Raw genomic sequence first — 26,493 nt, 5'->3', positions numbered from 1 at the left:
GCTTACCCTATAAAAGGCATGGTATGGCGACAATTAAGGATGTAGCCCGACTCGCAGGAGTCTCCGTCGCTACCGTCTCCCGCGTCATCAACAACTCTCCCAAAGCCAGCGAAGCCTCGCGTCAGTCCGTGGGCGCGGCGATGGAAACCCTCAACTATCACCCCAACGCGAACGCCCGGGCGCTGGCCCAGCAGTCCACGGAAACCGTCGGCCTGGTGGTAGGCGATGTCTCCGACCCCTTCTTCGGCGCGATGGTCAAAGCCGTCGAACAGGTGGCCTATCGCACCGGCAACTTTTTGCTGATTGGCAATGGCTACCACAACGTGCAGAAGGAGCGCCAGGCGATAGAGCAGCTGATCCGTCACCGCTGCGCGGCGCTGGTGGTACATGCCAAAATGATCCCCGATGAGGAACTCGCCGGGCTGATGAAGCAGATCCCCGGCATGGTGCTGATCAACCGCATCCTGCCCGGATATGAAACGCGCTGCGTAGCGCTGGACGATCGCTACGGCGCCTGGCTGGCGACCCGCCATCTGATCCAGCAGGGGCACACGCGTATCGGCTACCTGTGCTCAAACCACGATATCTCTGATGCGGAAGATCGCCTGCAGGGGTACTACGCGGCGCTGGAGGAGAGCGGCCTGCCGTGCAACGACCGGCTGGTCACGTTCGCCGAGCCGGATGAAAGCGGCGGCGAACAGGCGATGACCGAACTGCTTGGCCGCGGCCGCCACTTTAGCGCCGTCGCCTGCTATAACGACTCGATGGCCGCCGGCGCGATGGGGGTGCTGAACGACAACGGCATCGACGTCCCGCGGGAAATTTCGCTGATCGGCTTCGACGATGTCCTGATTTCGCGCTATGTTCGCCCGCGGCTGACCACCGTCCGCTACCCGATCGTCACGATGGCGACCCAGGCGGCCGAGCTGGCCTTAGCCCTGGCGGAGCAGCGCCCGGCGCCGGAGATCACCCACCTGTTTAGCCCGACGCTGGTACGCCGTCATTCGGTGGTGGCCCCGCAGGAAGGCGATAAGTCGTAGCGATAGAGATGCACGGCGGTGGCCGGGTAATCCAGCCCCTCGCCGATGTAGCGCCAGCCGAAGCGTTCATAAAAATCGCGGCAGGCGGAGTAGAGATAAAGCTCCCGATAGCCCGCGCGGCGGGCATAATCGATCACATGCCGCTGCAGTTGTCCGGCCAGCCCCTGACCGCGAGCGGCGGGCGCGACGTACAGCGCCGCCAGCCAGGGAAACAGATCCTGGCGGCTGATCAAATCGCAGCGCCAGAGGCCAATCGTTCCCAGCAGTTGCTCCCCTTCCACGGCAATAAAGGTCAGCGGCAGCGCCTCCGCCGTCTGGCTATGCTGCACAATGCTGGCGAAAAACTCCCGCGGCAGCGCCTCGCCGCCAAAGGCCTGCCACAGCCAGTCGGTCACCTCCCGGGCGAACTGCGGCGCGGCGTACAGCGGCAGGATCGTCATACCAGCTTCCCCTGAAAAATCGGCACCGAGTCGAACAGATAGCCGTCAAAGTCCGGGGCGTCTTCATCGGACAGCTCCAGCAGACTGTTTTTAACGTTTTCCAGATGCTGCCACATCGCCTGCCAGGCGCCCATCACATCGCGACGCCGCAGCGCGGCAAGCAGGGTCTGCCGGTCGCCGAGCCACTTCAGCCGCCAGGCGCGGCTGGCAATATGCACATTAAACTGCTGCCACAGCGGGCTGCTGTCCATCTGCAGCCAGATCCGCTCCACCGTCGCTAACAGCATCTGGTTCTGCGTCGCCCCGGCCAGCACCAGATGGAACAGACGAGCGTTATCCTGGGCGGTGTCGTTGAGGGCGATTGCCCGCTGCTCCTGCTCGATAATCCGCTTCAGATTATCGATATCGGCGCGGGTGGCCATTTTCGCGGCAAAGGCGGCGATATTGCTCTCCAGCAGCTGGCGCGCCTGGAGAATTTCAAACGGACCAACGTCGCTGCTGAGCAGCTGCTCTTCTTCGCTGTCGTTTTCGTGCGGGATACGCATGACGTACACCCCGGATCCCTGACGGATATCCACCGTCCCCTGCAGCTCCAGCATCAGCAGCGCTTCGCGCACGATGGTCCGGCTGACGCCATAGGTTTCGGCAATATGGCGTTCCGGCGGCAAGCGCGACCCGATCGGGTAGCGCCCCTGCGCGATCTGGGCGCGCAGGTCATCACCAATCTCCTGATAGGGCTTCTTTTCCGGCGGAATTATCGCTTTTTCCACAAAATCACCTGTGCGTTACATGCCTGCGAGTCAAACACGGCGCTATCTTAGCAAATATTGCCCCCGGCTAGCGGTATTCATCATCGATATCCAGAACCAGTTCACGCCGTTCGCCGAGCTGACGAAACCAGTGCGCCGAGGCTTTGGGTCGCCGGGCGCGATGATTTTGCAGATCGATTTCGATAAGCCCGTAGCGGTTTTTAAAGGCGTTCATCGGCGACACGTTGTCGGTAAACGCCCACAGCATATAGCCCTGGCAGTTGGCCCCTGCCTCGCGGGCGCGCAGGGTGTGCCACAGATGTTCGCTGATAAAACGAATGCGGTAGCTGTCGTCAATGGCGCCTTCGCGGTTACGGAACTGGCCTTCGTTTTCCACCCCCATCCCGCTCTCCGCCACGAACCAGGGAATGTTGCGATAGTCATTTTTTATCCGCATCGCCATATCAAAGATGATTTGCGGGTAGATTTCCCAGCCGCGGGAGGCGTTCATCCGCCGGCCGGGCAGCTCAAACGGCTCATAATACCAGGCCGGATGGAACGGGGTATGCGGATGCCAGGCCCGCGACGGGGCTTTGACCCGGTGCGGATAGTAAAGATTAATCCCCAGCTCATCGACGGTGTGCTCGCGGATAATCGCCAGATCCTCCGCGCTGGCCTCCCACGTCACCTGATGCTGCTCAAGCAGCGCGAGAAGCGCCGGCGGCCAGACCCCGTGCACCAGCGGGTCGAGAAACATACGGTTATAGAACAGATCGTAGATCTCCGCCGCGCGCAGGTCATGCGGGGCGCGGGAGCGCGGGTAGGTCACCTCCGGATTGAGGATACAGCCGACGGTCCCGGGATAGCCTAGCTCGCGAAATCGCTTCACGACGCAAGCGGTCGCCAGCACCTTATGGTAGTTCCACTGCATCCAGGTGCTGGTGTTCTGCTCATAGGGCCAGCGCAGGGCATCAAGATAGACCCGGGTCTGCACCACGATCGGCTCATTAAAGGTAAACCAGCGGGTCACCTTCGGGTGGTAGCGGGCAAAAACCTGCTCCGCGTAGCGCACAAACAGCTCGACCACCGTTTTCGACCCCCAGCCGCCATACTTTTCCAGCAGATAGCCCGGTAATTCGTAATGCTCAAGGCAGATCATCGGCGTGATGCCGTTGGCCAGCAGCGCATCGAACAGCTGGTCGTAATAGGCCGCATACTCCTCATCCACCGTGACGTTTTCATAGTCGGTCAGAAAGCGCGACCAGTTGATCGAAGTGCGGTAGTGGGTCAGCCCGGCCAGCTTCATCAGCTGCACATCTTCCTGAAAGCGGTTGATAAAATCGGTAGCCACCGCCGGGCCATAGCCGTTATGCCAGACGTGACGGTCGTTTTTGTACCAGAGATCGGGCCAGGAGTCCTGCCCCGGTTTTTTCCCGCTCCAGCCCTCGGTCTGCCAGGCGGAAGCCGCCGCGCCAAGGATAAAATCATCGGGAATAGTCATCCGTACGGTAGTCATAGGCTCCTCAGACAGGGTTGGCGGTCTGTTGATTGTCTGCCTGACGCTGCGCGGCATCGGCACGGCGGGAGGCGATTTTGACGAAAGGCAGATAGATAAGCACCGCGGCCACGATGCAGATCAGCTGGGTGACCACCGCCCCCATCGAGCCGGCGGTGGAGAGCCAGGCGTTGATCAGCGGCGGCGTGGTCCAGGGCACCATCACCACCGCCTTGCCGGCGAAGCCGGTCAGGGTGGCGAAATAGCCGATGCTGCCGGTCACCAGCGGGGTGATGATAAACGGGATGGCGAGGATCGGGTTGAGCATGATCGGCATCCCGAAGATCACCGGCTCGTTAATATTGAACAGCCCCGGGCCTATCGACAGCTTGGCGATCTCTTTCATCTCTTTGCGCCTGGTGGCGATCATCACCGCAATCAGCAGGCCGATGGTCAGCCCCGAGCCGCCGATGCTCATGTAAACATCCCAGAAGGGCATGGTGATGATGTTCGGTACCTCTTTCCCCTGCTCAAAGGCGCTCATATTGACGGTGATCGCCCCCAGCAGCAGCGGCTCGCGGATCGGCTTGATCATCTGGTTGCCGTGAATACCGATCACCCAGAACAGCTGGGCGACGAACATCAGCAGCAGGATCCCCGGCAGGCTCTGCACCACCCGCTCCAGCGGCTGCTGCACCACCTGGTAGACCGCATCGTAGAGATACATTCCCGTCAGCTGGTGGAAGAGAAAACCAAAGGTGGCGATCGCGGTGGTGGTGATGATCGCCGGGATCAGCGCCGAAAAAGAGGCAGAGACGTTCGGCGGCACGGTATCCGGCATCTTGATCTTCAGTCCCTTGCGCCCCTCCAGCCAGCAGTAAATCTCGACCGACAGAATGGCGATGAACATCCCGAGGAACAGGCTGCGGGTGTCGGAGAACTGACGCAGCAGGACATCTTTCACCACGTGCATCTGGCCATCGACCATCATCTCCACCGTGGTCGGCGTGACGCAGATAAAACAGATCACCGCCAACAGGCCGGGAAACAGGCTTTTGATGCCGTTGATCCGCCCCAGCTCAATGCCGATCAGAAACACGGCGCCGATATTGAGGAAGTTGAGCGTGGCGTAGTTCAGCGCGCTGGTGATCGGCTTCAGCGCGGCGAGAAAGGAGAGCGAGGAAAAGCTGGCGAGCCCATTCTTTGGATCCAGCACCATATTGGAGATCAGTACCGAAAAGGCCCCGACGATGATCACCGGCATCAGGGTAATAAACGCCGATTTGATCGCCATAATGTAGCGATAGCTGTTGAATGTCGTCGCGAAACGCCCCAGCGCGTCGATCAGTTTGTCCTGTAATGCCATAAAAGAGTACCTCAGAGTAAAGGGCTTATTGCGGCCAGGTGGACAGCCAGAGACTTTTGGCATACCAAAACATAGTTGCCAGGTAAAAATTGTTCTGTGACAGCGCTCGCAACCCGCTGCGTGGTATCCCAAATATCGATAATAAAAGCTATTGGCATACCAGATAGCGCCGGTTGGTCAGTTCCTGCTAAAAGCGTGATCGCGATGGTTTTTCCGCCCCGCCCCGTCGATATGTCCCTTTTCGGTCTGTGATAAACTGCGCCTTACCACGTGAAATCAGGAATCGATGAATGGCTACAATGCTGGATGTCTCAATTCGCGCAGGCGTCTCGAAAGCGACGGTTTCCCGCGTGTTGAACGGCACAGGTCAGGTGAAAGAGAGCACCCGCCAACAGGTCTTTAAAGCGATGGAAGAGCTGGGCTATCGGCCGAATTTCCTTGCCCGCTCGCTGGCCAATCAGACCAGCAACAGTATCGGGCTGGTCGTCTCCACCTTTGACGGCTTCTACTTTGGCCGTCTGCTGCAGCAGGCGTCACGCCAGACCGAAGCCTGGGGAAAACAGCTTATCGTCACCGACGGCCATGATACGCCGGAGCGCGAAGAAGAAGCGGTGCAGATGCTCGCCGACCGGCAGTGCGATGCGATCATCCTCTATACCCGGCATATGAGCGAGAAGGCGATCATGTCGCTGATTAACTCGATCGCCATGCCGCTGGTGGTGATTAACCGTGATGTGGCGCAGGCCCGCGAACGCTGCGTGTTCTTCGAACAGCAGGAAGCCGCCTTCCAGGCCGTGGAGTATCTGATTACCCAAGGCCACCGCGATATTGCCTGCATCACCGTCCCGATGCACACCCCCACCGGCCAGGCGCGCCTGCAGGGCTATCGCAACGCGCTGATAAAACATGGTATTGAGTGGGATCCGAGCCGGGTGAAATACGGGGACTCGACGATGACCCGCGGCTACGAGCTGTGCCGGGAACTGCTGGACGAGAAAGCCCGCTTCAGCGCGCTGTTTTCCTGTAACGATGATATGGCGCTGGGGGCGTCTAAGGCGCTGCATCAGGCGGGGCTGCGTATTCCGCAGGATGTGTCGCTGTTTGGCTTCGACGATGCGCCAAGCGCGAAATGGCTGGAGCCGGGGCTGTCGACGGTCTATCTGCCGATCGACAACATGATCACCACGGCTATCGATCAGGCGATCAAGCTTGCTAACCAGCAGCCGATCGAAACGATCCCGCCGTTCACCGGCACGCTGGTGTTGCGTGAGTCGGTGACGACGGGACCTTTTTTTAAATAAGCTCTAAGGCCAGCAGCTCCTGGATGGTCTGGCGACGGCGGATCAGCCGCGCCTTGCCGCCATCAAACAGCACCTCCGGCAGCAGCGGACGGCTGTTATAGTTGGATGACATCGAGGCTCCGTAGGCGCCAGTGTCATGGAGCACCAGATAATCCCCTGGGGCCACCGCCGGCAGCAGACGGGTCTCAACTTTCCCCCCTTCCTGCTGGGTAAAGACGTCCCCGGACTCGCACAGCGGCCCGGCCACCACGGTCTCCACCTGCGGCGCGGCGCTGAGATCGCGGCCATCCGCCGCCAGAGCGGTGATATGATGATAGCTGCCGTACATTGCCGGGCGCATCAGGTCGTTAAAGCCAGCGTCAATCAGCACGAAGTGGCGGCTGCCCATCTCTTTCACGCTGCGCACCTGCGACACCAGCACGCCGGACTCGGCCACCAGGAAGCGTCCGGGTTCAATCTCCAGTTTCACCGGGTGACCCAGATGGGTGGCGATCTGCTCCCGGGCGCGGTTCCACAGGCCATAATAGTGAGCGGTGTCGATGGCCTCTTCGCCCTCGCGGTAAGGAATAGACAGGCCGCCGCCGGCGGAGATGGCCTGCAGATCCTGACCAAAGTCGACAACCTGGCGCACCATCGCGCCGCACACCTGCTCCAGGTGACCATAGTCGACGCCAGAGCCGATATGCATATGGATCCCCACCAGCTGCAGCTGATAGCGACGCATCACTTCCAGCGCCGCCGGCAGGTGGCTGTACCAGATGCCATGCTTGCTGTTCTCACCGCCGGTATTGGTTTTCTGGCTGTGGCCGTGGCCAAAGCCCGGGTTGACGCGCAGCCAGACGCGATGGCCCGGCGACACTTCACCCAGTTGGCTCAGCATGTCGATCGAGCCGGCGTTCACCGGGATCTGTAACGCCTTGACGCGATCGAGGGTCGCCTCGTCGATCAGATCGGCGGTGAAGACAATATCCTCTGGATTCTGCTGCGGATCGTAGCCCGCCGCCAGCGCACGCTCGATCTCCCCCAGCGACACCGAGTCCACCTTCACCCCCTGCTCGCGCATCAGACGCAGAATATGGATGTTAGAGCAGGCTTTTTGCGCAAAACGCACCACATCAAACTGGCTGAGCTGGGCAATCTGGCGGCGAATAATCTGCGCATCATAGACCCAGACCGGGCAGCCAAATTCCGCCGGCAGGCGCAGCAGATTGTCCGCGGTCAGATCGGTATCGGTGGCGTAAAGCGAGTGTGGCATAAGAACTCCGGTGTAGTGCGTGTGTTGGTCGCTGTTTTTTCTGATTACGCCACAGCGCCGGACGAATAAAAAATATCGTTTTATCGCGACTCTATGCAAAAATGATATAGTTCCAGCCGAGCCTCAGGGAGACCGCATGCCAGCCGTCAATTTGCGTCATATCGAAATCTTTCATGCGGTGATGACCACCGGCAACCTGACCGAAGCCGCGCGGATGCTGCATACCTCCCAGCCCACCGTCAGCCGCGAGCTGGCGCGCTTTGAGAAGGTGCTCGGCCTGCGGCTGTTTGAACGGACCCGCGGTCGCCTGCAGCCAACCGTGCAGGGCCTGCGCCTGTTTGAGGAGGTTCAGCGTTCCTGGTACGGCCTGGACCGCATCGTCAGCGCCGCCGAGAGCCTGCGCGAGTTCCGCCAGGGCGAGCTGTCGATAGCCTGTCTGCCGGTCTTTTCCCAGTCCTTTCTGCCGCTGCTGTTGCCGCCGTTCCTCGCCCGCTACCCGGAGGTCAGCCTGCAGATCGTCCCCCAGGAGTCGCCGCTGCTGGAGGAGTGGCTCTCCGCCCAGCGCCATGACCTTGGCCTGACGGAGACCCTGCATACCCCCGCGGGCACTGAACGCACCCCGCTGCTGACGTTGAATGAAGTCTGCGTCCTGCCCGCCGGCCATCCGCTGGCGGCGCAGACGACGCTGACCCCCGCCGATTTTCAGGGCGAGAACTACATCAGCCTGTCGCGCACCGACAGCTATCGCCAGCTGCTCGACGCCCTGTTCCTTGAGCATCAGGTCAAGCGGCGGATGGTGGTCGAAACCCACAGCGCGGCCTCGATCTGCGCCATGGTGCGCGCCGGCGCCGGGATCTCGGTGGTTAACCCGCTGACCGCCCTGGACTATGCCGATAGCGGCGTGGTGGTGCGCCGCTTCAGCGTCGAAGTGCCGTTTACCGTCAGCCTGATCCGCCCGCTCCATCGCCCGCGATCGGCGCTGGTCGACGCCTTCGTGACGCACCTGCAGCAGAGTCTGCCGCAGATCCTCACGCCGCTGGCGTCGGTTCTGCAGAGAGCATAAAGTTGACCGCGTCCTCAGCGTGGATCGCCGCGGTGTCAAAGACCGGCAGCGGGCTGAGCTCGGCAGGCACCAGCAGGCCAATTTCCGTGCAGCCGAAAATTACCCCTTCCGCCCCCTGCTCCGCCAGGGCGGCAATCACCTGCAGATAATAATCCCGCGACGCCTCGCTGAAGGTGCCGAGACAGAGTTCGTCGAAAATGATCTGATTGATCCGCGCCCGATCGTCGGCCTCGGGGATCAGCGTCTCGATGGCAAACTGCGCCTGCAGACGACCCCGGTAAAAGGTCTGCTCCATGGTATAGCGGGTGCCCAGCAGCGCGACCCGCCGCTGGCCCTTGGCGGCAATCGCCCTTCCGGTGGCGTCGGCGATATGCAGAAAGGGAACCTGGCAGCGGGCGGCGATGGCATCCGCCACCTTGTGCATGGTGTTAGTGCACAGGACAATGCCCTCGGCGCCCGCCTGCTGCAGCCCAACCGCGGCGTCGGCAAGGATCGCGCCGGCGCGATCCCAGTCGCCGATGGACTGACAGGCTTCAATCTCGTGAAAATCGACGCTATGCAACACCAGTCTGGCGGAGTGCAGCCCGCCCAGTCGCGCCTTCACGCCTTCATTAATCAGGCGATAGTAAGGGATCGTTGACTCCCAGCTCATGCCGCCTAACAGGCCAATGGTTTTCATCTTTTGCTCCTTATGTTGTTTCTGCCAGTGAAACAAACTTGTGATCAACTTTCCACTTCTCTGGCCGCGTATTTCTTTTTCATGAAGAGTGAGATAACTTAAGTGAAACAATGTTTCATTTTAACAACAGGATCGGCAGATGTTTATTTTCCATAAAGACACCACCCTTGAAGACCTTGGCAATGGCGTAACCCGCCGCATTCTGGCCCATGACGGCAAAATGATGGCCGTGGAGGTAAATTTTGCCGCCGGCGCCGTCGGCCCAATGCATAACCACCCTCACGAACAGCTCACCTACGTGCTCTCCGGCGAGTTCGAATTCACCATCGGCGAGGAGACGCGCGTCGTCAGCGCTGGCGATACGCTGTACAAGCAGCCGGGGATCATGCACGGCTGCGTCTGTCTGCAGCCCGGCACGCTGCTCGATACCTTTACCCCCATCCGCGAAGATTTCCTCCAGGGTTAATCCCTGTCGGGGGGCGCTTGTCGCCCCCGGTTATCTATCTGTACCTTCGAATAAAATATACCAGCAAAATCATTACCCTGATAATAATATTCCCCGCCTCGCTTACGCTGATATTTCATACTTTTCAGCCCCTCACAAACGCCTAAAATGCTTACCATCTCACCTTTTTGAAACATCGTTTCGACTTTGATCACATTTCCATCCAGATCTGCATGACGCGGAAATAAATCGCAATAAAATGAAATTAAAACGGTGTTTTATAAAAAACAGATCAGCATAAAAAAAGAGCCTGACGGCCCCTCCACGCTGGGCCACTTAAAACCTAATCCATTCATTAACAAGGATATGTTAACCAGAGGAAGCGTTCAGACTTTTTTGCGTGGTTCGCGGCCAAAGGCCGACAGCGCCGCGTCACCGGATCCGTATTACAACTCGTAAGCCAGGTAGGTATGTATGAATGAAAACAAGCTGCTGGGATTGGCATGGATATCGCCCTATATCATCGGGCTGATTGTCTTTACCGCTTTTCCTTTTGTTTCATCTTTCTTTCTCAGTTTTACTGAGTACGACTTGATGAGTCCGCCGGTATTTAACGGCATTGAAAACTATCGCTATATGTTGACCGAGGATAGCCTGTTCTGGAAATCGATGGGGGTGACCTTTGCCTACGTCTTTTTAACCATCCCCTTAAAACTGGCTTTCGCCCTCGGCATTGCCTTTGTGCTCAATTTCAAACTGCGCGGTATCGGCTTTTTCCGCACCGCCTACTATATCCCGTCGATCCTTGGCAGCTCGGTGGCGATTGCCGTGCTGTGGCGCGCCCTGTTCGCCATTGACGGCCTGCTGAACAGTTTTCTCGCCGTCTTTGGCATCGATGCCATCAACTGGCTGGGGGAACCCTCGCTGGCGCTGATGTCGGTCACCCTGCTGCGCGTCTGGCAGTTTGGTTCCGCGATGGTCATCTTCCTCGCCGCGCTGCAGAACGTCCCGCAGTCGCAGTATGAGGCGGCGATGATCGACGGCGCCTCGAAGTGGCAGATGTTTATGAAGGTCACCGTGCCGCTGATCACCCCGGTGATTTTCTTCAACTTTATTATGCAGACCACCCAGGCGTTCCAGGAGTTTACCGGCCCGTACGTGATAACCGGCGGCGGCCCGACCTATTACACCTACCTGTTCTCGCTCTACATCTACGATACCGCCTTTAAGTACTTCGACATGGGCTATGGCGCCGCGCTGGCGTGGGTGCTGTTCCTCGTCGTGGCGGTCTTTGCGTCGATAGCCTTTAAGTCATCGAAATACTGGGTCTTCTATTCCGCCGATAAGGGAGGCAAAAATGGCTGATATTCAACAGATGGCGCCGGTGATAAGCGACGCCGATCGTGAGGTCGCCCGTACGCTGCGCCGGGAAAAGGTGAGCCGGGTGGTGCGCTACGTCGTGCTGGTGTTCGTCGGCCTGCTGATGCTCTACCCGCTGGCGTGGATGTTCTCCGCCTCGTTCAAGCCGAACCATGAGATCTTCACCACCCTCGGGCTGTGGCCGACTCACGCCACCTGGGACGGGTTCATCAACGGCTGGAAGACCGGCACCGAATACCATTTCGGCCACTATATGCTGAACACCTTTAAGTATGTGATCCCGAAGGTCGTGTTAACGATCATCTCCTCCACCATTGTGGCGTACGGCTTCGCACGCTTTGAGATCCCGTGGAAGAAGTTCTGGTTCGCGACGCTCATCACCACCATGCTGCTGCCGAGCACCGTCCTGCTGATCCCGCAGTACCTGATGTTCCGTGAAATGGGGATGCTGAACAGCTATCTGCCGCTGTATCTGCCGCTGGCCTTCGCCACCCAGGGATTCTTTGTCTTCATGCTGATCCAGTTTCTGCGCGGCGTCCCACGCGATATGGAAGAGGCGGCGCAGATCGACGGCTGCAACTCCATCCAGGTGCTGTGGTATGTGGTAGTGCCGATCCTCAAGCCGGCCATTATCTCGGTGGCGCTGTTCCAGTTCATGTGGTCGATGAACGACTTTATCGGTCCGCTGATCTACGTCTACAGCGTCGATAAGTATCCCATCGCGCTGGCGCTAAAAATGTCTATCGACGTCACGGAAGGCGCGCCGTGGAACGAAATTCTGGCAATGGCGAGCATCTCCATTCTGCCGTCCATCATCGTCTTCTTCCTGGCTCAACGCTACTTCGTGCAGGGCGTGACCAGCAGCGGAATCAAAGGTTAAGAGGGAAATATCATGGCTGAAGTGATTTTCAACAAACTGGAAAAAGTTTACTCAAACGGGTTTAAAGCGGTGCATGGTATCGACCTGAAGATTGCCGATGGCGAATTTATGGTGATCGTCGGCCCTTCCGGCTGCGCCAAATCGACCACCCTTCGCATGCTGGCGGGTCTGGAGACCATCAGCGGCGGCGAGGTGCGGATCGGCGATAAGATCGTCAACAACCTGGCGCCTAAATCCCGTGGTATCGCGATGGTGTTCCAGAACTACGCCCTCTATCCGCATATGACGGTAAGGGAAAACCTCGCCTTCGGCCTGAAGCTGAGCAAGCTGCCCAAGGCGCAGATTGATCGGCAGGTGGAGGAAGCGGCGAAAATTCTTGAACTGGAGGAACTGCTGGAACGTCTGCCGCGCCAGCTCTCCGGCGGCCAGGCGCAGCGCGTGGCGGTGGGCCGGGCGATCGTCAAAAAACCCGACGTTTTCCTGTTCGACGAACCGCTCTCCAACCTGGACGCCAAACTGCGCGCCTCGATGCGCATCCGCATTTCCGATCTGCATAAGCAGTTGAAAAAATCCGGTAAACCGGCGACCACCGTCTACGTTACCCACGATCAGACGGAAGCGATGACCATGGGCGACCGCATCTGCGTGATGAAGCTCGGCCACATTATGCAGGTCGATACCCCGGACAACCTCTACCACCAGCCGAAAAATATGTTTGTCGCCGGCTTCATCGGCGCGCCGGAGATGAATATTCGCCCCAGCCAGCTGGTTGAACACGACGGCCGCCTGTGCCTGACCCTTGGCGACCAGCACCTGCCGTTGAACGACCGTCTGGCGGAGAAAGTCGGCGCGTATCAGCATCAGGAGGTGTTCTACGGGGTCCGCCCGGAATTCGTGTCGCTCTCCGACGCGCCGTTCGCCGAAGGCGGCTGCATGGGCGAGATGGTGCGGGTGGAAAACATGGGCCATGAGTTCTTTGTCTATCTGCAGGTCGCGGGCTACGAGCTGACCGCTCGCGTGCCGTCGGACGATGCGAAGCCGATGATAGCTAAGGGACTGAATCGAAAAGTCTATTTCACCTTTGATCTTAACAAGTGTCACATCTTTGACGCCAAAACCGAACAGAACCTCTCTCTGTGAACCCTGGAGCATAACAATGAAAAACGTGCTGATAAGCGCCACCCTCTCCGCCACCCTGGGCCTTAGCGCCTTCTCCTCGCTGGCGCAGGATGTCGACCTGCGTATGTCCTGGTGGGGGGGCAATGGCCGCCATCAGGTGACTCTCAAGGCGCTGGAGGCTTTTCACCAGCAATATCCCGATATCAATGTCAAAGCGGAATATACCGGCTGGGACGGCCATCTTTCGCGCCTGACCACCCAGATAGCCGGCGGCACCGAGCCAGACGTGATGCAGACCAACTGGAACTGGCTGCCGATTTTTTCGAAAAATGGCGAGGGTTTTTACGATCTCAACACTCTGAAAGACGAGATCGATCTCAGCCAGTTCGACGCCAAAGAGCTGCAGTCCACCACGGTCAATGGCAAGCTCAACGGCATCCCGGTGTCGGTCACCGCCCGGGTCTTCTACTTTAACGACGAAGCGTGGAAAAAAGCGGGCATCCCCTTCCCGAAAACCTGGGACGAACTGCTGGCGGCGGGGAAAACTTTCGAAAGCAAACTCGGGAAACAGTACTACCCGGTGGTGCTTGAGCACCAGGACGTGCTGGCCCTGCTCAACTCTTACATGGTGCAAAAATACAACCAGCCGGCCATCGATGAGAAAGGACGCAAATTCTCCTACAGCAAAGCGCAGTGGGCGGACTTCTTCGGCATGTATAAGAAGCTTATCGACAGCCATGTCATGCCGGATACCCGCTACTATGCCTCCTTCGGCAAGAGCAACATGTACGAGATGAAGCCGTGGATCCAGGGTGAATGGGGCGGGACCTACATGTGGAACTCCACCATCAACAAATACTCCGACAACCTGAAGCCGCCGGCGAAGCTGGTGCTGGGGGAATACCCGATGCTCCCCGGGGCCACCGATGCCGGACTGTTCTTCAAGCCTGCGCAAATGCTGTCGATTGGCAAATCGACGAAAAACCCGCAGGCGGCGGCGAAAGTGATTAACTTCCTGCTGAACAGTAAAGAAGGGGTGGATATTCTCGGACTGGAGCGCGGCGTGCCGCTAAGTAAAGCGGCGGTCGCCTACCTGACCGAAGACGGGATCATCAAAGCCGACGATCCGGCGGTGTCCGGTCTGAAGCTGGCGCAATCCCTGCCCACCACTCTGCCGGTCTCGCCGTACTTCGACGACCCGCAGATTGTCGCCCAGTTCGGCACTACCCTGCAGTACATCGACTACGGTAAAAAGTCGGTGGAAGAAGCGGCCGAGGACTTCCAGCGCCAGACCGACCGCATTCTGCGCCGCGCGATGCGCTAACCTGCCCGTCGGAAACCTCCCGCGGCGTCCGCCGCGGGAGAGCCTGCCTGAGTATCCTGTCAGAAGAAATATTTAAAGCGCACCCGGGCGCCGTAGCGTTCATCGGGATTCCCACTCTTCGCTGCCGTGGAATCGAGCCACGAGGCGTAGGCGCCAAGGTAAATATTGAAGTTCGGCATCGCCATAATATTCGGCAACTGCCAGGAAGTATGCACGGTGTGGATATCATAGCGCCCCGGCGCGAGGATTGCGCAGTCGTCATCGCACTCGCTGCTCACCCCGGCCATGTTGAACTGGTCGATTTTGTTATGCGCGTAGATATAGCCCAGCTCCACGCGATGCCACAGGGCGTTGATCCCGGCGCTGAAGTCGGTTTCGTCCGCCGCGTCCAGCAGGGCGGTACTCAGATTGACCACCGCCCCGTCCTGCGGATCGCTTTTCAGGGTGTTCCAGCTCATGGTCATCCCGTAGCCGGTACGGTTTGACTGGTCGACCCAGCGCCCGCCCTGGTTCTGATAGCCGTAGGCGTTGTTGACGAGGTTGCTCTCTATCGCCGCCGCCGCCGACCACGCGCCGGACTGCCACACCGCCACCGGCCGCACGTACACCACGTTTTTGCGGTTTTCCAGCGCATTACCGTGATAGTTCTGATCGACAAACAGCGAACTGCCATCCTCCACCAGGGTGTTAACCTCGAAATACCAGTTATCCACCGTTTTGCTGAACAGGAGGTTGCCGCCGCTGCTGCTGCGCCCGCGCCCCTCTTTCATCATGTAAATATAGCCATAGCCGTCGGAATAGAGGTCGTTGGCGGTATTTCCTGAATATTCAATAAAGGTATCCTGATTCAGGGGGAACATATCCCAGGCTTCAAAGCGGCCTATTTTTATTTTCCAGTCATCCTGCTGACCAAAGAAAAATACCGCATCATCGAGATTCATTTTGCCATCCATATCCGCCAGGGGCTGCACGCTGAATCCGGCATATTTCCCGTCGGCGCCATTACGTCGGCCATCGAAACCCAGCAGAATACGGCCATTAATATCCCAACGCTCTTTATCACCGGGCGCCCAGCTTTTATTCGCGCTGGTTTTGACCGACGTCAGGCTGCCGGTGCGGCTGGCGCCATCAAGATTAAATTCGACATCGCCATAAAATTTTAATTCGCCATTGTCGTTTAGCTGCAGGCGCGGCGTAGCCGGCGCCGCGCGGGCGACCGTCGTGGCCTGCTGTTGGCCTTTCAGCGTCTTAATCTCCGCCTCTGCGCTGGCGGCGCGCGCCTCCGTCGCCTTCAGCCGCTGCTCCATTTGCGCCAGCCGATCCTCCAGCGATAACGGCGCCTGCGCCATCGCCTGTGGCAGAGAGAGAGACGTGAGAAAACACCCGACCCAGATTTTATTCATCGGTAAACCCTTTTATTATGGAATGAACTCAATTTGTTATTAATGGGTAATGCACGACGATGCAGGCAATAATAACCCGCCCATCGTCAAAGACGGGTTATTAACGACAACAGCCTTATTATTATTCGAGCTGCCAGGCTCCGGCTTCAGTTAATGCCGCTGAGCCGCTCCAGGCAAATAACGCTAATTCACGGCGGGGAGCCTGCGGATAGATACGGCTGCTCAGGCAGGCTTCGCCGTCATTGACAAACACCTCCACCGAAGAGCTATCGAAAAATATCCGCAGATTGAGATCCGCCCCCGCGGTCAACGGCACGCTGCGCGTCCCGCACAGGCCATGCTGCGGATAATGCCGCTCCAGCACCAGACGCTGCTGCTGGGCATCTACGTAGAGGCGCAGGCCATCGCCAAAGCGCAGACCATACTGCTCGGCGCTGCTGCGGGCGCAGTTCCAGCGCAGGTTCACCTCCATCGCCTCGCAGTTGTCGACCATCGTGGTCTGCTGATTGTTCAGGGTGCTTACCGGCCACGGGAACCAGGCGCCGCGCAGACTCTCCACTTCTTTCGCCGGGCGCATCTGCAGGCGGTTATCCGCGCTCAGGCTCAGCTCGCGCGGCAGGGAGAGCATGCCCGCCCAGCCGTCCTGCTGCTCCGGCAGCGGTGATTCCCACATATCCAGCCAGCCAATCACGATCCGCCGGCCATCGGGGGTGGCGAAGCTTTGCGGCGCATAGAAATCGTGGCCGTGATCCATCTCTCTGAACTCGCCGTGGCGGACGAATCGCTGCCCCGGCTGCCACTCGCCGATCAGATAGCCGCTCTGGAACAGGTTGCGGTTGCGGAACCCCTCGGCCTGCATCCCCTGCGGGGAAAACATCAGAACGCGTTTGCCGTTGAGGGTGAAGAAGTCCGGGCACTCCCACATATAGCCCATGGCGCTTTCCGCTTCATCCAGCACCCCCACATCCTGCCACTGGCGCAGATCGGCTGAGCGGTACAGCCGCACCTGGCCGGTATCGCCTTCGCGCGCGCCGACGATCATGTACCAGCTGTCTCCTTCCCGCCAGACCTTCGGGTCGCGGAAGTGGTGCATACCCGGCGGGGTGTCGACCACCATCCCCTGGCGCTCGAAGTGGATCCCGTCCCGGCTGGTGGCCAGACACTGAACCTGATACAGATTGGCTTCGTCGCCCGGATCGCCGTGGAATTTATGCCCGGTGTAAATCAGCGCCAGGGTATCGCCATCGACCACCGCCGAGCCGGAGAAGCAGCCGTCTTTATCCTCCGGCCCCTCCGGCGCCAGGGCCACCGGCAGATGCTCCCAGTGCACCAGATCCTTACTCCGCGCGTGCCCCCAGTGCATCGGCCCCCACTGAGTGGAGTACGGGTGATGTTGATAAAAGGCATGGTACCAGCCGTCGAACCACACCAGACCGTTTGGGTCGTTGATCCACCCGGCGCGGGCCGCCAGGTGATAGTGCGGATACCAGCGCAGATTGAGCGCCTGGCGTTGTGTCTGGAGTACCTGTTCAGCCCTGGAGATTGTGTAAGTCATCATTTTCACTCTTTTTGATTCAGACAGCGGTAGGTTGCGACACCAGCGGATCGGCGGAGGATTTGCCGGAGCGCAACAAGAAGATGGAAATAAAGGTGGTGCAGAACACCAGCAGGCCCATGATCAGATAGGACTGGGCGAAGCCATATTTTTCATAGCTGTAGCCCGCCAGCGGCGACAAAACGCTGGCGATAATCGAGCTGGTGCAGGCGAAGCCCACCAGATAGAGGGTGGAGGAGAGGCGTTTATCGAAGTTGATGCTGTTGTACTTAAAGATAGCCACCAGCAGTATCGGCAGCTCCACCGCGTGCAGCAGTTTAGTGATGGAGATCAGCAGCGGCCCCTCCACCAGGCCGGAGGCCACCATGCGCATCGCCATCACCATGCCGGCGAAAATCAGACCATTTTTGGCGCCGATGCGGTTCACCAGCCACGGCGCGCAGAACATGCCGGCCGCCTCGAGGAACACCTGGAAGGAGTTGAGGTAGCCATACATCTCATTGCCTTCCTGCAGGGTCGCGAACTGCGATGAGAAATAGACCGGGAACTGCTGGTCATAGACGCCGTAGATGCAGGTGCCGATGACGAAGAAGACCAGCGCCCAGAAGCGCGGCAGCGTCAGCAGGCGCAGCGCATCTTCCAGGGTCACCTTGCCGCCCGAAACCGCCTCCTGCATCGCATGCGGCGCCGAGGAGACGCGCAGCCGCGCCAGCAGGATAAAAAACACCAGTCCGGAACAGCTGGCGACGAGGAAGTTAAGCTGCGGATTGATGTTAAACAGCAGACCGGCGAAGAAGGTGGCCACCGCCCAGCCCAGCGAGCCCCACATCCGCGCCCTGCCGAATTCAAACTGGCTCTGGCGCGCCACGCGCTCGGTATAGGATTCCAGCACGCCAATGCCGCCGTTAAAGGTCAAGCCGATGTAGATCCCGCCGAAGATGCTGCCCAGCAGGACGTTAATTTTCAGCAGATGGCCGAACAGCAGATACGCCGGACCGGAGAGGATCAGCAGCGCGGTGATATACCAGAGCAGATGTTTGCGCAGCCCCAGCTTATCCTGGATAAAGCCATAGCAAACTTGCGCAAACAGCGCGGAAACCGACAGAACGGCGTAGATGATACCGGTATCGCCGGCCTTCAGCCCGACCTCCTGGTGCAGCCAGATGGAGAGCAAGGAGCCGGATGACGACCAGGTCACGAAAAAGAAAAACAGTAAGGCACTGAGCAACGGGTAGCTGTGTGAGTGATGCGCTTTCATCATGACATTCTCGTGTTAGAGGAATGCAATTATGGTAACGTTAACAAAAAACAAAGCGCAGGGGGATTCGCTGCGATACATGATGTTAATCACAAAAGTTAACGTTAACATAATGAAGATGCGATCGCGATCAAATATTAACCGCGGCAGCGTGGAGGACGAGGCTAGCATAAAATCGTTTCACGCTTTTACATCAGCGACTTAGTTGTATAGCCTGTACTCTGCAGCTATGGCGGAGGAAAAAATGGCGTCCCTGAAAGATGTAGCAAAACTGGCGAATGTATCTCTGATGACCGTCTCTCGGGCGCTGAACACCCCGGAGCGGCTCAAGCCGGAGACGCTGGCCCGCGTGCAGGCCGCCATCGCCGAAACCAACTATGTCCCCGACCTGTCGGCGAAAAAGATCCGCGGGGCGCGGGCCACCCCCAGCACCATCGGCGTGCTGGCGCTGGATACCGTCACCACCCCCTTTTCGGTGGAGATCACCCTCTCGATCGAAGAGACCGCCCGCGCCCACGGCTGGAACAGCTTTGTGGTCAACATGTTTTCCGACGATCGGCCGGAAGCGGTGGTCGACCTGCTCCTCTCCCACCGTCCAGACGGCATTATCTTTACCACCATGGGCCTGCGCCAGGTGCCGCTGCCGGACAAACTGCTGACCCTGCCCTGCGTGCTGGCCAACTGCGAAAGCCTCAGCCAGCCGGTGGCCAGCTATATCCCGGACGATGAGCAGGGTCAGTACGACGCGGTAAAAGCCCTGCTTGCCGCGGGCTATCGTCGTCCGCTGTGCCTGCACTTACCCGCCAGCCAGCTGGCGACAATCCGCCGCCGTCAGGGGCTGGAGCGCGCCTGCCGGGAGGCGGGCATCGAACCGGACAGCCTGACCCACTCGTATATGGCCCAGGGCGATGAGCATTACCACGATATTCCTGGGGTGGTGATGGCGCATATCCGCGAGGGTAAACCCGGCTTTGACTCGGTGATTTGCGGCAACGATCGCATCGCCTTTATGGTCTATCAGACGCTGCTGGGCCAGGGGCTACGCATTCCACAGGACGTGGCGGTGGTGGGATACGACAATATGGTGGGCATTGGCGATCTGTTTCTGCCGCCGCTCTCCACGGTGCAGCTGCCGCACTACGACATCGGGCGCCTGAGCGCCCTGCATATCATTCACGGCGACAACCATCGGGAGACGCGCAAGGTCGCCAGCCCGTGGCTGCCGCGCGCCTCACATTAACGGTTACCGATGTTGCGCAGCTTCTCGCCCGCCATCAGGTTGCGCTCAATGTGCTCGAGGGTGACATTTTTGGTCTCCGGGATCAGCCAGAAGGTGACGCCGATAAAGGCCACGTTGAGCACCGTGTAGAGCCAGAAGGTCCCGGCGGCGCCGATCGCGTCAAGCAGCGTCAGGAAGGTGGCGCCGATGATCATGTTCGACACCCAGTTGGTGGTGGTGGAGCAGGTGATGCCGAAGTCGCGGCATTTCAGCGGCTGGATCTCAGAGCAGAGGATCCACACCACCGGCGCCGCGCTCATCGCATACCCGGCAATACACATCATGGTCATGCCGACGGAAAGCCAGGAGAGGCCGCTGGAGGCGGTGCCATTGTCGAACTGCATCAGGCAGTAGCCGAGCACCAGGGTGCCCAGCGCCATCACGCTGAAACCGATTTTCAGCGCCGGCTTGCGGCCCGCTTTATCCACCGTGAACACCGCGATAAAGGTGGCAAACATAAAGGTCAGGCCCACCACCAGGGTGGCGATCATCTGCTGTTCGGTAGTGGTAAAGCCCGCCATTTTGAAAATACGCGGGGCGTAGTACATGATGATGTTCATGCCGGTGAACTGCTGCATCGCCTGCAGCAGCATGCCAAGGAACACCGCCCGGCGCACGTTACGATTGACCTTGAACAACGCCCAACCGCCCTGCTTCAGCTTCAGGCTTTCGCGGATCTCGTTAAGCTCATCGCGCGCCTTCTCCGAGGTATCGCGCAGCATCCGCAGCACCTCTTCCGCTTCGATATGGCGCCCTTTCTCCGCCAGCCAGCGAGGGCTGTTCGGCAGAAAGACGACCAGAACGATCAGGATCACCGCCGGCAGCGCCAGCACGCCCAGCATGGCGCGCCAGTTACCGCTGTAGCTAAAGGCGGTATCGGAAAGAAACGCCAGCACAATGCCGAGGGTCACCATCAGCTGATACATACTGATCATTTTTCCGCGCACGTTCTCGCTGGCCATTTCGGAGAGGTACAGCGGCGCGGTATAAGAGGCGATCCCAACGGCCACCCCCAACACCACGCGGGCCACCAGCAGCACTTCCACGCTGGCGGCAAAAGCGGAGCCGATAGAGCCGGCGACAAAAAGCACGGCCCCCGCCATCAGGCTGTATTTGCGGCCAAGGCGGAACGACAGCCAGCCGTTAAACAGCGCGCCTATCGCCGCCCCCAGCATCATGCTGCTGACCACCCACTCCTGAAGCTGGCTGGATAAGGTGAAGTGGTCGGTTATAAAGGGCAGCGCCCCGGATATCACGCCGATATCCAGGCCAAAGAGCAACCCCGCCACCGCCGCGGCGATAGAAACAAACCAGTTCATCCGCCGGGTGTCACGTTGCGCCCGCGGCGTTAATGCAGAGTCGTTACTGATTGAAGTCATTTTTATTCCTGCCACACAGAGAAAGACATAGGACGAAAGTACGTGACTGGCGGAGGAGTTTGTCAGGCGGGATACGCCAAAGATATGGACTATTTTGCTGGCAAGATGGGTTTTGTGATGGACATTAAACTTTCAAAGTAACAAAAAATTCGTTTCGCCTAGTTAATAACCCTGTCCATACAGGGCGGTAACATTCATTCTGCACTCTGGAATATGGACGATCCTCATTTTACGGTATGGACAATAATTGCTCAGACGGCCGGGGCGATGAGTGTCGCGCCGGCCGTCGCCGACGGTTAGCGCGCCAGCCAGCCGCCGTCCACCGCTACCGTGTAGCCATTGATGTAATCGGAGGCTGGGGAAGCGAGGAAGACCACCGGCCCCATCAGGTCGGACGGCAGGCCCCAGCGCCCGGCGGGAATGCGGTCGAGGATTTCGCTACTGCGCTGCTCGTCAGCGCGCAGCTGCTGGGTGTTATTGGTCGCCATATACCCCGGGGCGATGGCGTTGACATTGATATGGTGTTTAGCCCACTCGTTGGCCAGCAGGCGGGTAACGCCCATCACCGCGCTTTTGGACGCGGTATACGACGGCACACGGATCCCGCCCTGGAACGACAGCATCGAGGCGATGTTAATGATCTTCCCGCCGCTGCCCTGGGCGATAAAGTGCTTCGCCGCCGCCTGAGACATGAAAAATACGCTCTTGATATTGAGGTTCATGACGTCGTCCCAGTCCTTTTCGCTGAACGCCAGCGCGTCCTCGCGGCGGATGAGGCCGGCATTGTTGACCAGAATATCAATATGGCCAAACTCCGCCACCGCCCGCTCCAGCAGCTGAGGGATACCGTCGATCTGGCGCAGGTCGGCGGTCAGGCTGAGAAAGCGGCGTCCCAGCGCCGTCACCCGCTCGATGGTTTCCACCGGCTCGACAATATTGATACCGACAATATCGCAGCCCGCTTCCGCCAGCCCGAGGGCCATCCCCTGACCTAAACCGGTATCGCATCCGCTCACGACGGCCACTTTTCCCTGCAGGGAGAATGCATCAAGAATCATAATGTGTTCCTTAGTCGTTCAGAGCCTGCAGTGTGCAGGCAAGGTTCTCTCGGCCCGGCTCGCGCCGGCGGCGCGACTGAGCGTAGGGCGAACTCACGGGCATAGCCCATCATAAAAATAAAACAGAGTTCCGTTTTACTAATGGGTGCCATCTTAGCCCCGCTCCCTGTCATTTTCAATGATATTTAAAACGTCGTTTCATTTTTTATGACGTCGATTACAAAAAAAGAAAAAGCGAACGGATGCGGCAACGCGCGCCGAACAGGAAGCGGTTTTAAAAGGATGATGATTCAACCGGTTGCCTGGAGAGACGGTCGAAGTGGGGCCAGCATGCCGCGGAAGATGCGGGAATTGCGCTGAACTGCGTGAGACATCACAAATAATGAAACGTTGTTTTGATAAATTAACACCCATCTTTTAAAACACATCACTCAGCGACACGCCTCTGGTCCAGCGGCATCGCAGGAAAGAAAGGAGCACTACATGGCTAAAGGCATGCGGGTCAAACTGAACTATCACGTCAGCCGCGATCCGGATACCGGGGCGGAAGTCACCCGCTTAACCCCCCCGGAGGTTACCTGTCATCGCAACTACTTCTATCAGAAGTGCTTTTTTAACGATGGCAGCCATTTACTGTTCGCCGGCGAGTTTGACGGCCACTGGAACTACTATCTGCTGAATATCGCCAGCGCCGAAGCTGTCCAGCTGACGGAAGGCGCCGGGGATAACACCTTCGGCGGCTTCCTCTCCCCGGACGATAAGTCGCTCTATTACGTGAAAAATGACCGTACCCTGCTGGAGGTGAACCTCACCACCCTCGCCGAGCGTGAAGTTTACCGCGTCAGCGAGGAGTGGGTCGGCTATGGCACCTGGGTGGCGAACAGCGATTGCAGCAAACTGGTAGGCATTGAGATTGCGAAAAGCGACTGGACGCCGCTCAACGACTGGCAGATTTTTCATGACTTCTTCCACAAAGGACCGCACTGCCGCCTGCTGCGCGTCGACCTGCGCAGCGGAGAGAGCCAGGTGATCCATGAAGAAAAAATCTGGCTGGGACATCCGATCTATCGTCCCTTCGACGACCATACCGTCGCCTTCTGCCATGAAGGGCCGCACGATCTGGTTGACGCCCGCATGTGGCTGGTCAATGAAGATGGCAGCAACGTGCGTAAAGTCAAAGCGCATGCCCCGGGCGAAAGCTGCACCCATGAATTCTGGGTACCGGACGGTTCAGCGCTGATCTACGTCTCCTATCTGAAAGGCCAGCAGGGGCGGACGATCTATCGCTTTGATCCGGAAAGCGGCGTCAACGAGGCCCTGATGACGATGCCCGCCTGCTCGCATCTGATGAGCAATTTCGACGGCACGCTGCTGGTGGGCGATGGATCGGGCACGCCGGTCGATGTCAAAGATACCGGCGGCTACTCCATTGATAACGATCCTTATCTCTACGTCTTTAACGTGGCGGAGAAGCGCTACTTCCGCGTCGCGCGCCATGATACCTCGTGGGCGACAGTGGCCAACAGCCGGCAGGTGACTCACCCGCACCCCTCGTTTACGCCGGATGACAGCGCCATTCTGTTCAGCTCCGATAAAGACGGCAAGCCGGCCATCTATATCGCGAAATTACCTGACCATCCGCCGATGCTGAGCGCCTGAGCCCGGCGAACGTTTTTCTGTAACTGGCCTTGCCCTCCTTCGCGGAGGGCTTTTTTTGTTCCCTCGCTTTGGCGCATAAAAAACCCCGGCTGACGGCGCCGGGGAAGAGAGACGATGAGGGTCTGGCGGAAATCAGAACGAGTAGGCCACCCCGACGCGGAAACGGGTCTGGCGATCGCTGCGGTCATTCACGCCGACGTTGCCGATTTCACCATACGGCGACCAGTTGTTATCCAGCTTATAGGCTACCTTCACGTTATATTCCTGTGAGTAGGGTTTGTTGTCGTTGCGGTTCACCCCTTCCGAACTGCGGGCATAGACATAGTTCAGCTCGGTGCGCCAGTCGCCGAGGGCAAACCCGGCCCACGCGTCGCCGCGATTCACCTTGTCATCATCTTTACCGGCATCGTTCGGATAGCGGGTGTACTCATAGCGATAGCGAGCGGCGACATAGAAGCCATTGTCGAAACTGTACTGTACGTGCAGATGCGGCTTGTAAATGGAGCGGCTGTCGTTGCTCTCTATGGTAAACCCGGGGGTGAGGAAAAGGTTCGACGTCGCTTTCCAGCGCCAGCTGATGGTGTCTTCATGGCCGTTGCCCACCACGTCCGAATAGGGTTGCGAACCGTTGTCGCCGCCTGAACGCCATTTGGCCTCCACGGTAAAGCCTAGCCCGTTGGCGAAGCGGTGGGATACCGAGACGCGGTCGGCATTGCTTTTATCGCTCTTGCCGCCATCAATAAATTCATGACGTAAATCTATCGTGACCGCGGTTGCCGCAAAAGACATACCGCAGAGGGCGGCCAGAACCAGAGATCGTTTTAACATAGGGTACCCCTTATAATAAATAAAATGTCATTTCGTTTTTATGAAACGTTATTTTATTTTTTAAGCACCTCAGTTTTAGTGACCAGGATCGTAGTTATTTGTTTCAAAAAAGGTGGCACAACAAGACGTGACGGAGCTCAATAAATTGACGATGGGGAGAAGGGAAATACGGCAAAAAAGAGGGGGGTCGGCAAAGCGCGGCGCATAAAAAAGGCCTCCCGCAGGAGGCCATGGAAATCGACATTCAGCGCTACGCGCGCTCTACCGCCAGCGCCACGCCCTGACCGCCGCCGATGCACAGCGTCGCCAGCCCTTTACGCGCATCGCGCTTGATCATTTCATGCACCAGCGACACCAGAATCCGGCAGCCGGAGGCGCCGATCGGGTGGCCGAGGGCGATCGCGCCGCCGTTGACGTTGACCCGTCGCTCATCCCACTCCAGTACCCGGCCAACGGAGATAGCCTGAGCGGCAAAGGCCTCATTGGCTTCGATCAGATCGACGTCGTCCAGCCGCCAGCCGGCCCGTTCCAGACAACGGCGGGTGGCGTGCACCGGGGCGATGCCCATCAGCGCCGGATCGACGCCGACGCTGGCGAAGGCGCGGATCCGCGCGAGGATCGGCAGCCCCAGCTCCTCGGCTTTCGCCTCACTCATCATCATCACCGCCGCCGCGCCGTCATTGATGCTGGATGCGTTGCCGGCGGTCACCGATCCGAGACGATCGAAGGCAGGCTGCAGGCTGGCCAGCCCTTCCGCGCTGGCATCCACCCGCGGTTGTTCATCGGTATCTACGGTGCGCGCCGCGCCGTTATGCTCGGTAACGACCGGGACAATCTCATCGCGAAAGCGTCCGGAATCAATCGCCTTGCGCGCCTTATGCTGCGAGCTGAGCGCCCAGGCGTCCTGCAGTTCGCGGCTGATGCCGTATTCCCGGGCGAGGTTTTCCGCCGTGACGCCCATATGGTAATCGTTGAAGGCGTCCCACAGGCCGTCATGGACCAGACTGTCAATCAGCTGGCTGTTGCCCAGCTGGGCGCCGGTGCGGCTGTCGGTGAGGACATGCGGAGCGCGGCTCATGTTCTCCTGGCCGCCGGCGATCACCACGTCCGCCTCCCCGCACTGGATGGCCTGGGTGGCGAGGTGCAGGGCTTTCAGACCTGAACCGCAGACGTCGTTAATGGTGATAGCCGATACAGTGTTGGGCAACCCGCCGCGAATAGCGGACTGACGGGCCGGGTTTTGCCCGGTTCCCGCGGTCAGCACCTGGCCGAGGATCACCTCATCCACGCTCTGCGGATCGATTCCCGTCTTCTCCACCAGCGCCTTCACCACCACGCTACCCAGCTCAACGGCTGAATGGCGCGATAGCGCGCCCTGAAAGCAGCCAATCGGCGTTCGCAGCGCCCCGACGATCACGACATCCTTCATCCTCTACCCCTGCCCGTGCTTTTGCGCAAAGAAACAGCGATATACTAGATAATTGTTATCAAAAAACTTTGTAATTGTTTAAAAAAAGTGAGGCCAATCACAAAGAATT

25 protein-coding genes are annotated in these 26,493 nt (G+C 58.8%); 10 read left to right on the top strand and 15 right to left on the bottom strand.

All coding sequences use genetic code 11. The features are described from left to right. Nucleotides 1–23: 23 nt before the first annotated feature. Complete coding sequence (galR, locus tag ABLV52_RS16605) at nt 24–1,040, top strand: HTH-type transcriptional regulator GalR (RefSeq protein WP_002915981.1); 1,017 nt, start codon at nt 24–26, stop codon at nt 1,038–1,040. On the opposite strand, the gene ABLV52_RS16600 is transcribed toward galR, so the two are convergent. From ABLV52_RS16600 to ABLV52_RS16585, 4 genes are all read right to left on the bottom strand, one after another. Next, nucleotides 1,001–1,480, bottom strand: coding sequence for a GNAT family N-acetyltransferase (locus ABLV52_RS16600; protein WP_023290906.1), 480 nt, complete (start codon nt 1,478–1,480; stop codon nt 1,001–1,003). The two genes, galR and ABLV52_RS16600, sit on opposite strands and share 40 nt — an antisense overlap. Continuing rightward, nucleotides 1,477–2,250, bottom strand: a complete 774-nt coding sequence (locus tag ABLV52_RS16595) for a GntR family transcriptional regulator (RefSeq protein WP_348890620.1) — start codon at nt 2,248–2,250, stop codon at nt 1,477–1,479. The genes ABLV52_RS16600 and ABLV52_RS16595 overlap by 4 nt, the downstream gene beginning before the upstream one ends. 67 nt (nt 2,251–2,317) lie before the next feature. After that, entirely contained in the window at nt 2,318–3,745 is a 1,428-nt protein-coding gene (locus ABLV52_RS16590) for a glycoside hydrolase family 1 protein (protein ID WP_023290907.1), read from the bottom strand. Nucleotides 3,746–3,752: 7 nt separating this feature from the next. After that, nucleotides 3,753–5,090 carry a PTS transporter subunit EIIC gene (locus ABLV52_RS16585; protein WP_023290908.1) on the bottom strand — a complete coding sequence of 446 codons (1,338 nt, stop codon included), beginning with the start codon at nt 5,088–5,090 and terminating at the stop codon, nt 3,753–3,755. 299 nt (nt 5,091–5,389) lie between these two features. Between ABLV52_RS16585 and ABLV52_RS16580 the strand changes: the two genes are divergently transcribed. Then, entirely contained in the window at nt 5,390–6,391 is a 1,002-nt protein-coding gene (locus ABLV52_RS16580; protein ID WP_004229436.1) for a LacI family DNA-binding transcriptional regulator, read from the top strand. Here ABLV52_RS16580 and lysA read toward each other — a convergent pair. Beyond that, nucleotides 6,384–7,646 carry a diaminopimelate decarboxylase gene (lysA, locus tag ABLV52_RS16575; protein WP_023290909.1) on the bottom strand — a complete coding sequence of 421 codons (1,263 nt, stop codon included), beginning with the start codon at nt 7,644–7,646 and terminating at the stop codon, nt 6,384–6,386. The genes ABLV52_RS16580 and lysA overlap by 8 nt on opposite strands. Nucleotides 7,647–7,782: 136 nt before the next feature. Here lysA and ABLV52_RS16570 point away from each other — a divergent pair, with 136 nt between their 5' ends. Further along, the gene (locus tag ABLV52_RS16570; RefSeq protein ID WP_023319085.1) at nt 7,783–8,709 is read left to right on the top strand and encodes a LysR family transcriptional regulator; all 927 of its coding nucleotides are present in this window, start codon (nt 7,783–7,785) and stop codon (nt 8,707–8,709) included. Here the strand turns inward: ABLV52_RS16570 and ABLV52_RS16565 are convergent. Further along, a complete protein-coding gene (locus tag ABLV52_RS16565; protein ID WP_348890619.1) occupies nt 8,675–9,388 on the bottom strand; it encodes an aspartate/glutamate racemase in 714 nt (237 codons plus the stop codon). The genes ABLV52_RS16570 and ABLV52_RS16565 overlap by 35 nt on opposite strands. A gap of 139 nt (nt 9,389–9,527) precedes the next feature. On the opposite strand from ABLV52_RS16565, the gene ABLV52_RS16560 reads away from it, so the two are divergent. Beyond that, nucleotides 9,528–9,854 carry a cupin domain-containing protein gene (locus ABLV52_RS16560; protein WP_023290912.1) on the top strand — a complete coding sequence of 109 codons (327 nt, stop codon included), beginning with the start codon at nt 9,528–9,530 and terminating at the stop codon, nt 9,852–9,854. On the opposite strand, the gene ABLV52_RS16555 is transcribed toward ABLV52_RS16560, so the two are convergent. Continuing rightward, on the bottom strand, nt 9,851–10,048 hold the full coding sequence (locus tag ABLV52_RS16555) for a hypothetical protein (protein WP_072420552.1): 198 nt from the start codon (nt 10,046–10,048) through the stop codon (nt 9,851–9,853). The genes ABLV52_RS16560 and ABLV52_RS16555 overlap by 4 nt on opposite strands. 259 nt (nt 10,049–10,307) lie before the next feature. Between ABLV52_RS16555 and ABLV52_RS16550 the strand changes: the two genes are divergently transcribed. From ABLV52_RS16550 to ABLV52_RS16535, 4 genes are read left to right on the top strand one after another with little or no spacing between them, the layout of a single operon-like run. Continuing rightward, nucleotides 10,308–11,198, top strand: a complete 891-nt coding sequence (locus tag ABLV52_RS16550) for a sugar ABC transporter permease (RefSeq protein ID WP_002915995.1) — start codon at nt 10,308–10,310, stop codon at nt 11,196–11,198. Beyond that, a complete protein-coding gene (locus ABLV52_RS16545; protein ID WP_023290913.1) occupies nt 11,191–12,093 on the top strand; it encodes a carbohydrate ABC transporter permease in 903 nt (300 codons plus the stop codon). Before ABLV52_RS16550 ends, ABLV52_RS16545 begins: the two co-directional genes overlap by 8 nt. Before the next feature lie 12 nt (nt 12,094–12,105). After that, nucleotides 12,106–13,233, top strand: a complete 1,128-nt coding sequence (locus ABLV52_RS16540; RefSeq protein ID WP_205425655.1) for an ABC transporter ATP-binding protein — start codon at nt 12,106–12,108, stop codon at nt 13,231–13,233. 16 nt (nt 13,234–13,249) lie between these two features. Next, nucleotides 13,250–14,536, top strand: a complete 1,287-nt coding sequence (locus ABLV52_RS16535) for an ABC transporter substrate-binding protein (protein WP_309319390.1) — start codon at nt 13,250–13,252, stop codon at nt 14,534–14,536. Nucleotides 14,537–14,595: 59 nt separating this feature from the next. Here ABLV52_RS16535 and ABLV52_RS16530 read toward each other — a convergent pair whose 3' ends face one another. From ABLV52_RS16530 to ABLV52_RS16515, 4 genes are all read right to left on the bottom strand, one after another. Continuing rightward, complete coding sequence (locus ABLV52_RS16530; protein ID WP_023290915.1) at nt 14,596–15,939, bottom strand: carbohydrate porin; 1,344 nt, start codon at nt 15,937–15,939, stop codon at nt 14,596–14,598. A 121-nt stretch (nt 15,940–16,060) separates the two neighbouring features. Further along, nucleotides 16,061–17,494 carry a glycoside hydrolase family 32 protein gene (locus tag ABLV52_RS16525; protein WP_032429209.1) on the bottom strand — a complete coding sequence of 478 codons (1,434 nt, stop codon included), beginning with the start codon at nt 17,492–17,494 and terminating at the stop codon, nt 16,061–16,063. A gap of 19 nt (nt 17,495–17,513) precedes the next feature. Further along, a complete protein-coding gene (locus ABLV52_RS16520) occupies nt 17,514–18,755 on the bottom strand; it encodes an MFS transporter (RefSeq protein WP_023290917.1) in 1,242 nt (413 codons plus the stop codon). A gap of 12 nt (nt 18,756–18,767) precedes the next feature. Next, entirely contained in the window at nt 18,768–18,902 is a 135-nt protein-coding gene (locus ABLV52_RS16515; protein ID WP_032429210.1) for a hypothetical protein, read from the bottom strand. A 94-nt stretch (nt 18,903–18,996) separates the two neighbouring features. On the opposite strand from ABLV52_RS16515, the gene ABLV52_RS16510 reads away from it, so the two are divergent. Further along, nucleotides 18,997–19,992: a LacI family DNA-binding transcriptional regulator gene (locus ABLV52_RS16510; protein ID WP_032453988.1), complete on the top strand. Its 996-nt coding sequence runs from the start codon at nt 18,997–18,999 to the stop codon at nt 19,990–19,992. On the opposite strand, the gene ABLV52_RS16505 is transcribed toward ABLV52_RS16510, so the two are convergent. Together ABLV52_RS16505 and kduD are read right to left on the bottom strand one after the other, a co-directional pair. Then, nucleotides 19,989–21,410: a sugar porter family MFS transporter gene (locus ABLV52_RS16505; protein WP_004205402.1), complete on the bottom strand. Its 1,422-nt coding sequence runs from the start codon at nt 21,408–21,410 to the stop codon at nt 19,989–19,991. The genes ABLV52_RS16510 and ABLV52_RS16505 overlap by 4 nt on opposite strands. A gap of 296 nt (nt 21,411–21,706) precedes the next feature. Continuing rightward, nucleotides 21,707–22,468: a 2-dehydro-3-deoxy-D-gluconate 5-dehydrogenase KduD gene (gene kduD, locus ABLV52_RS16500; RefSeq protein WP_023290920.1), complete on the bottom strand. Its 762-nt coding sequence runs from the start codon at nt 22,466–22,468 to the stop codon at nt 21,707–21,709. 483 nt (nt 22,469–22,951) lie between these two features. Between kduD and ABLV52_RS16495 the strand changes: the two genes are divergently transcribed. Beyond that, nucleotides 22,952–24,127 carry an oligogalacturonate lyase family protein gene (locus ABLV52_RS16495; protein ID WP_032453989.1) on the top strand — a complete coding sequence of 392 codons (1,176 nt, stop codon included), beginning with the start codon at nt 22,952–22,954 and terminating at the stop codon, nt 24,125–24,127. Between the two features lie 132 nt (nt 24,128–24,259). Here the strand turns inward: ABLV52_RS16495 and ompK26 are convergent, their stop codons facing one another. Beyond that, nucleotides 24,260–24,955 carry a KdgM family porin OmpK26 gene (gene ompK26, locus ABLV52_RS16490; protein WP_004205398.1) on the bottom strand — a complete coding sequence of 232 codons (696 nt, stop codon included), beginning with the start codon at nt 24,953–24,955 and terminating at the stop codon, nt 24,260–24,262. 250 nt (nt 24,956–25,205) lie between these two features. Beyond that, nucleotides 25,206–26,384, bottom strand: coding sequence for an acetyl-CoA C-acetyltransferase (locus ABLV52_RS16485; protein WP_044524632.1), 1,179 nt, complete (start codon nt 26,382–26,384; stop codon nt 25,206–25,208). Nucleotides 26,385–26,493 lie beyond the last annotated feature (109 nt).

The sequence above is a fragment of the Klebsiella sp. GB_Kp056 genome (genome assembly GCF_040064755.1).
Lineage (GTDB): Bacteria > Pseudomonadota > Gammaproteobacteria > Enterobacterales > Enterobacteriaceae > Klebsiella > Klebsiella quasipneumoniae.
Note: the sequence above shows the minus strand (reverse complement) of the source record. Positions and strands in the feature narration are given on the sequence as shown.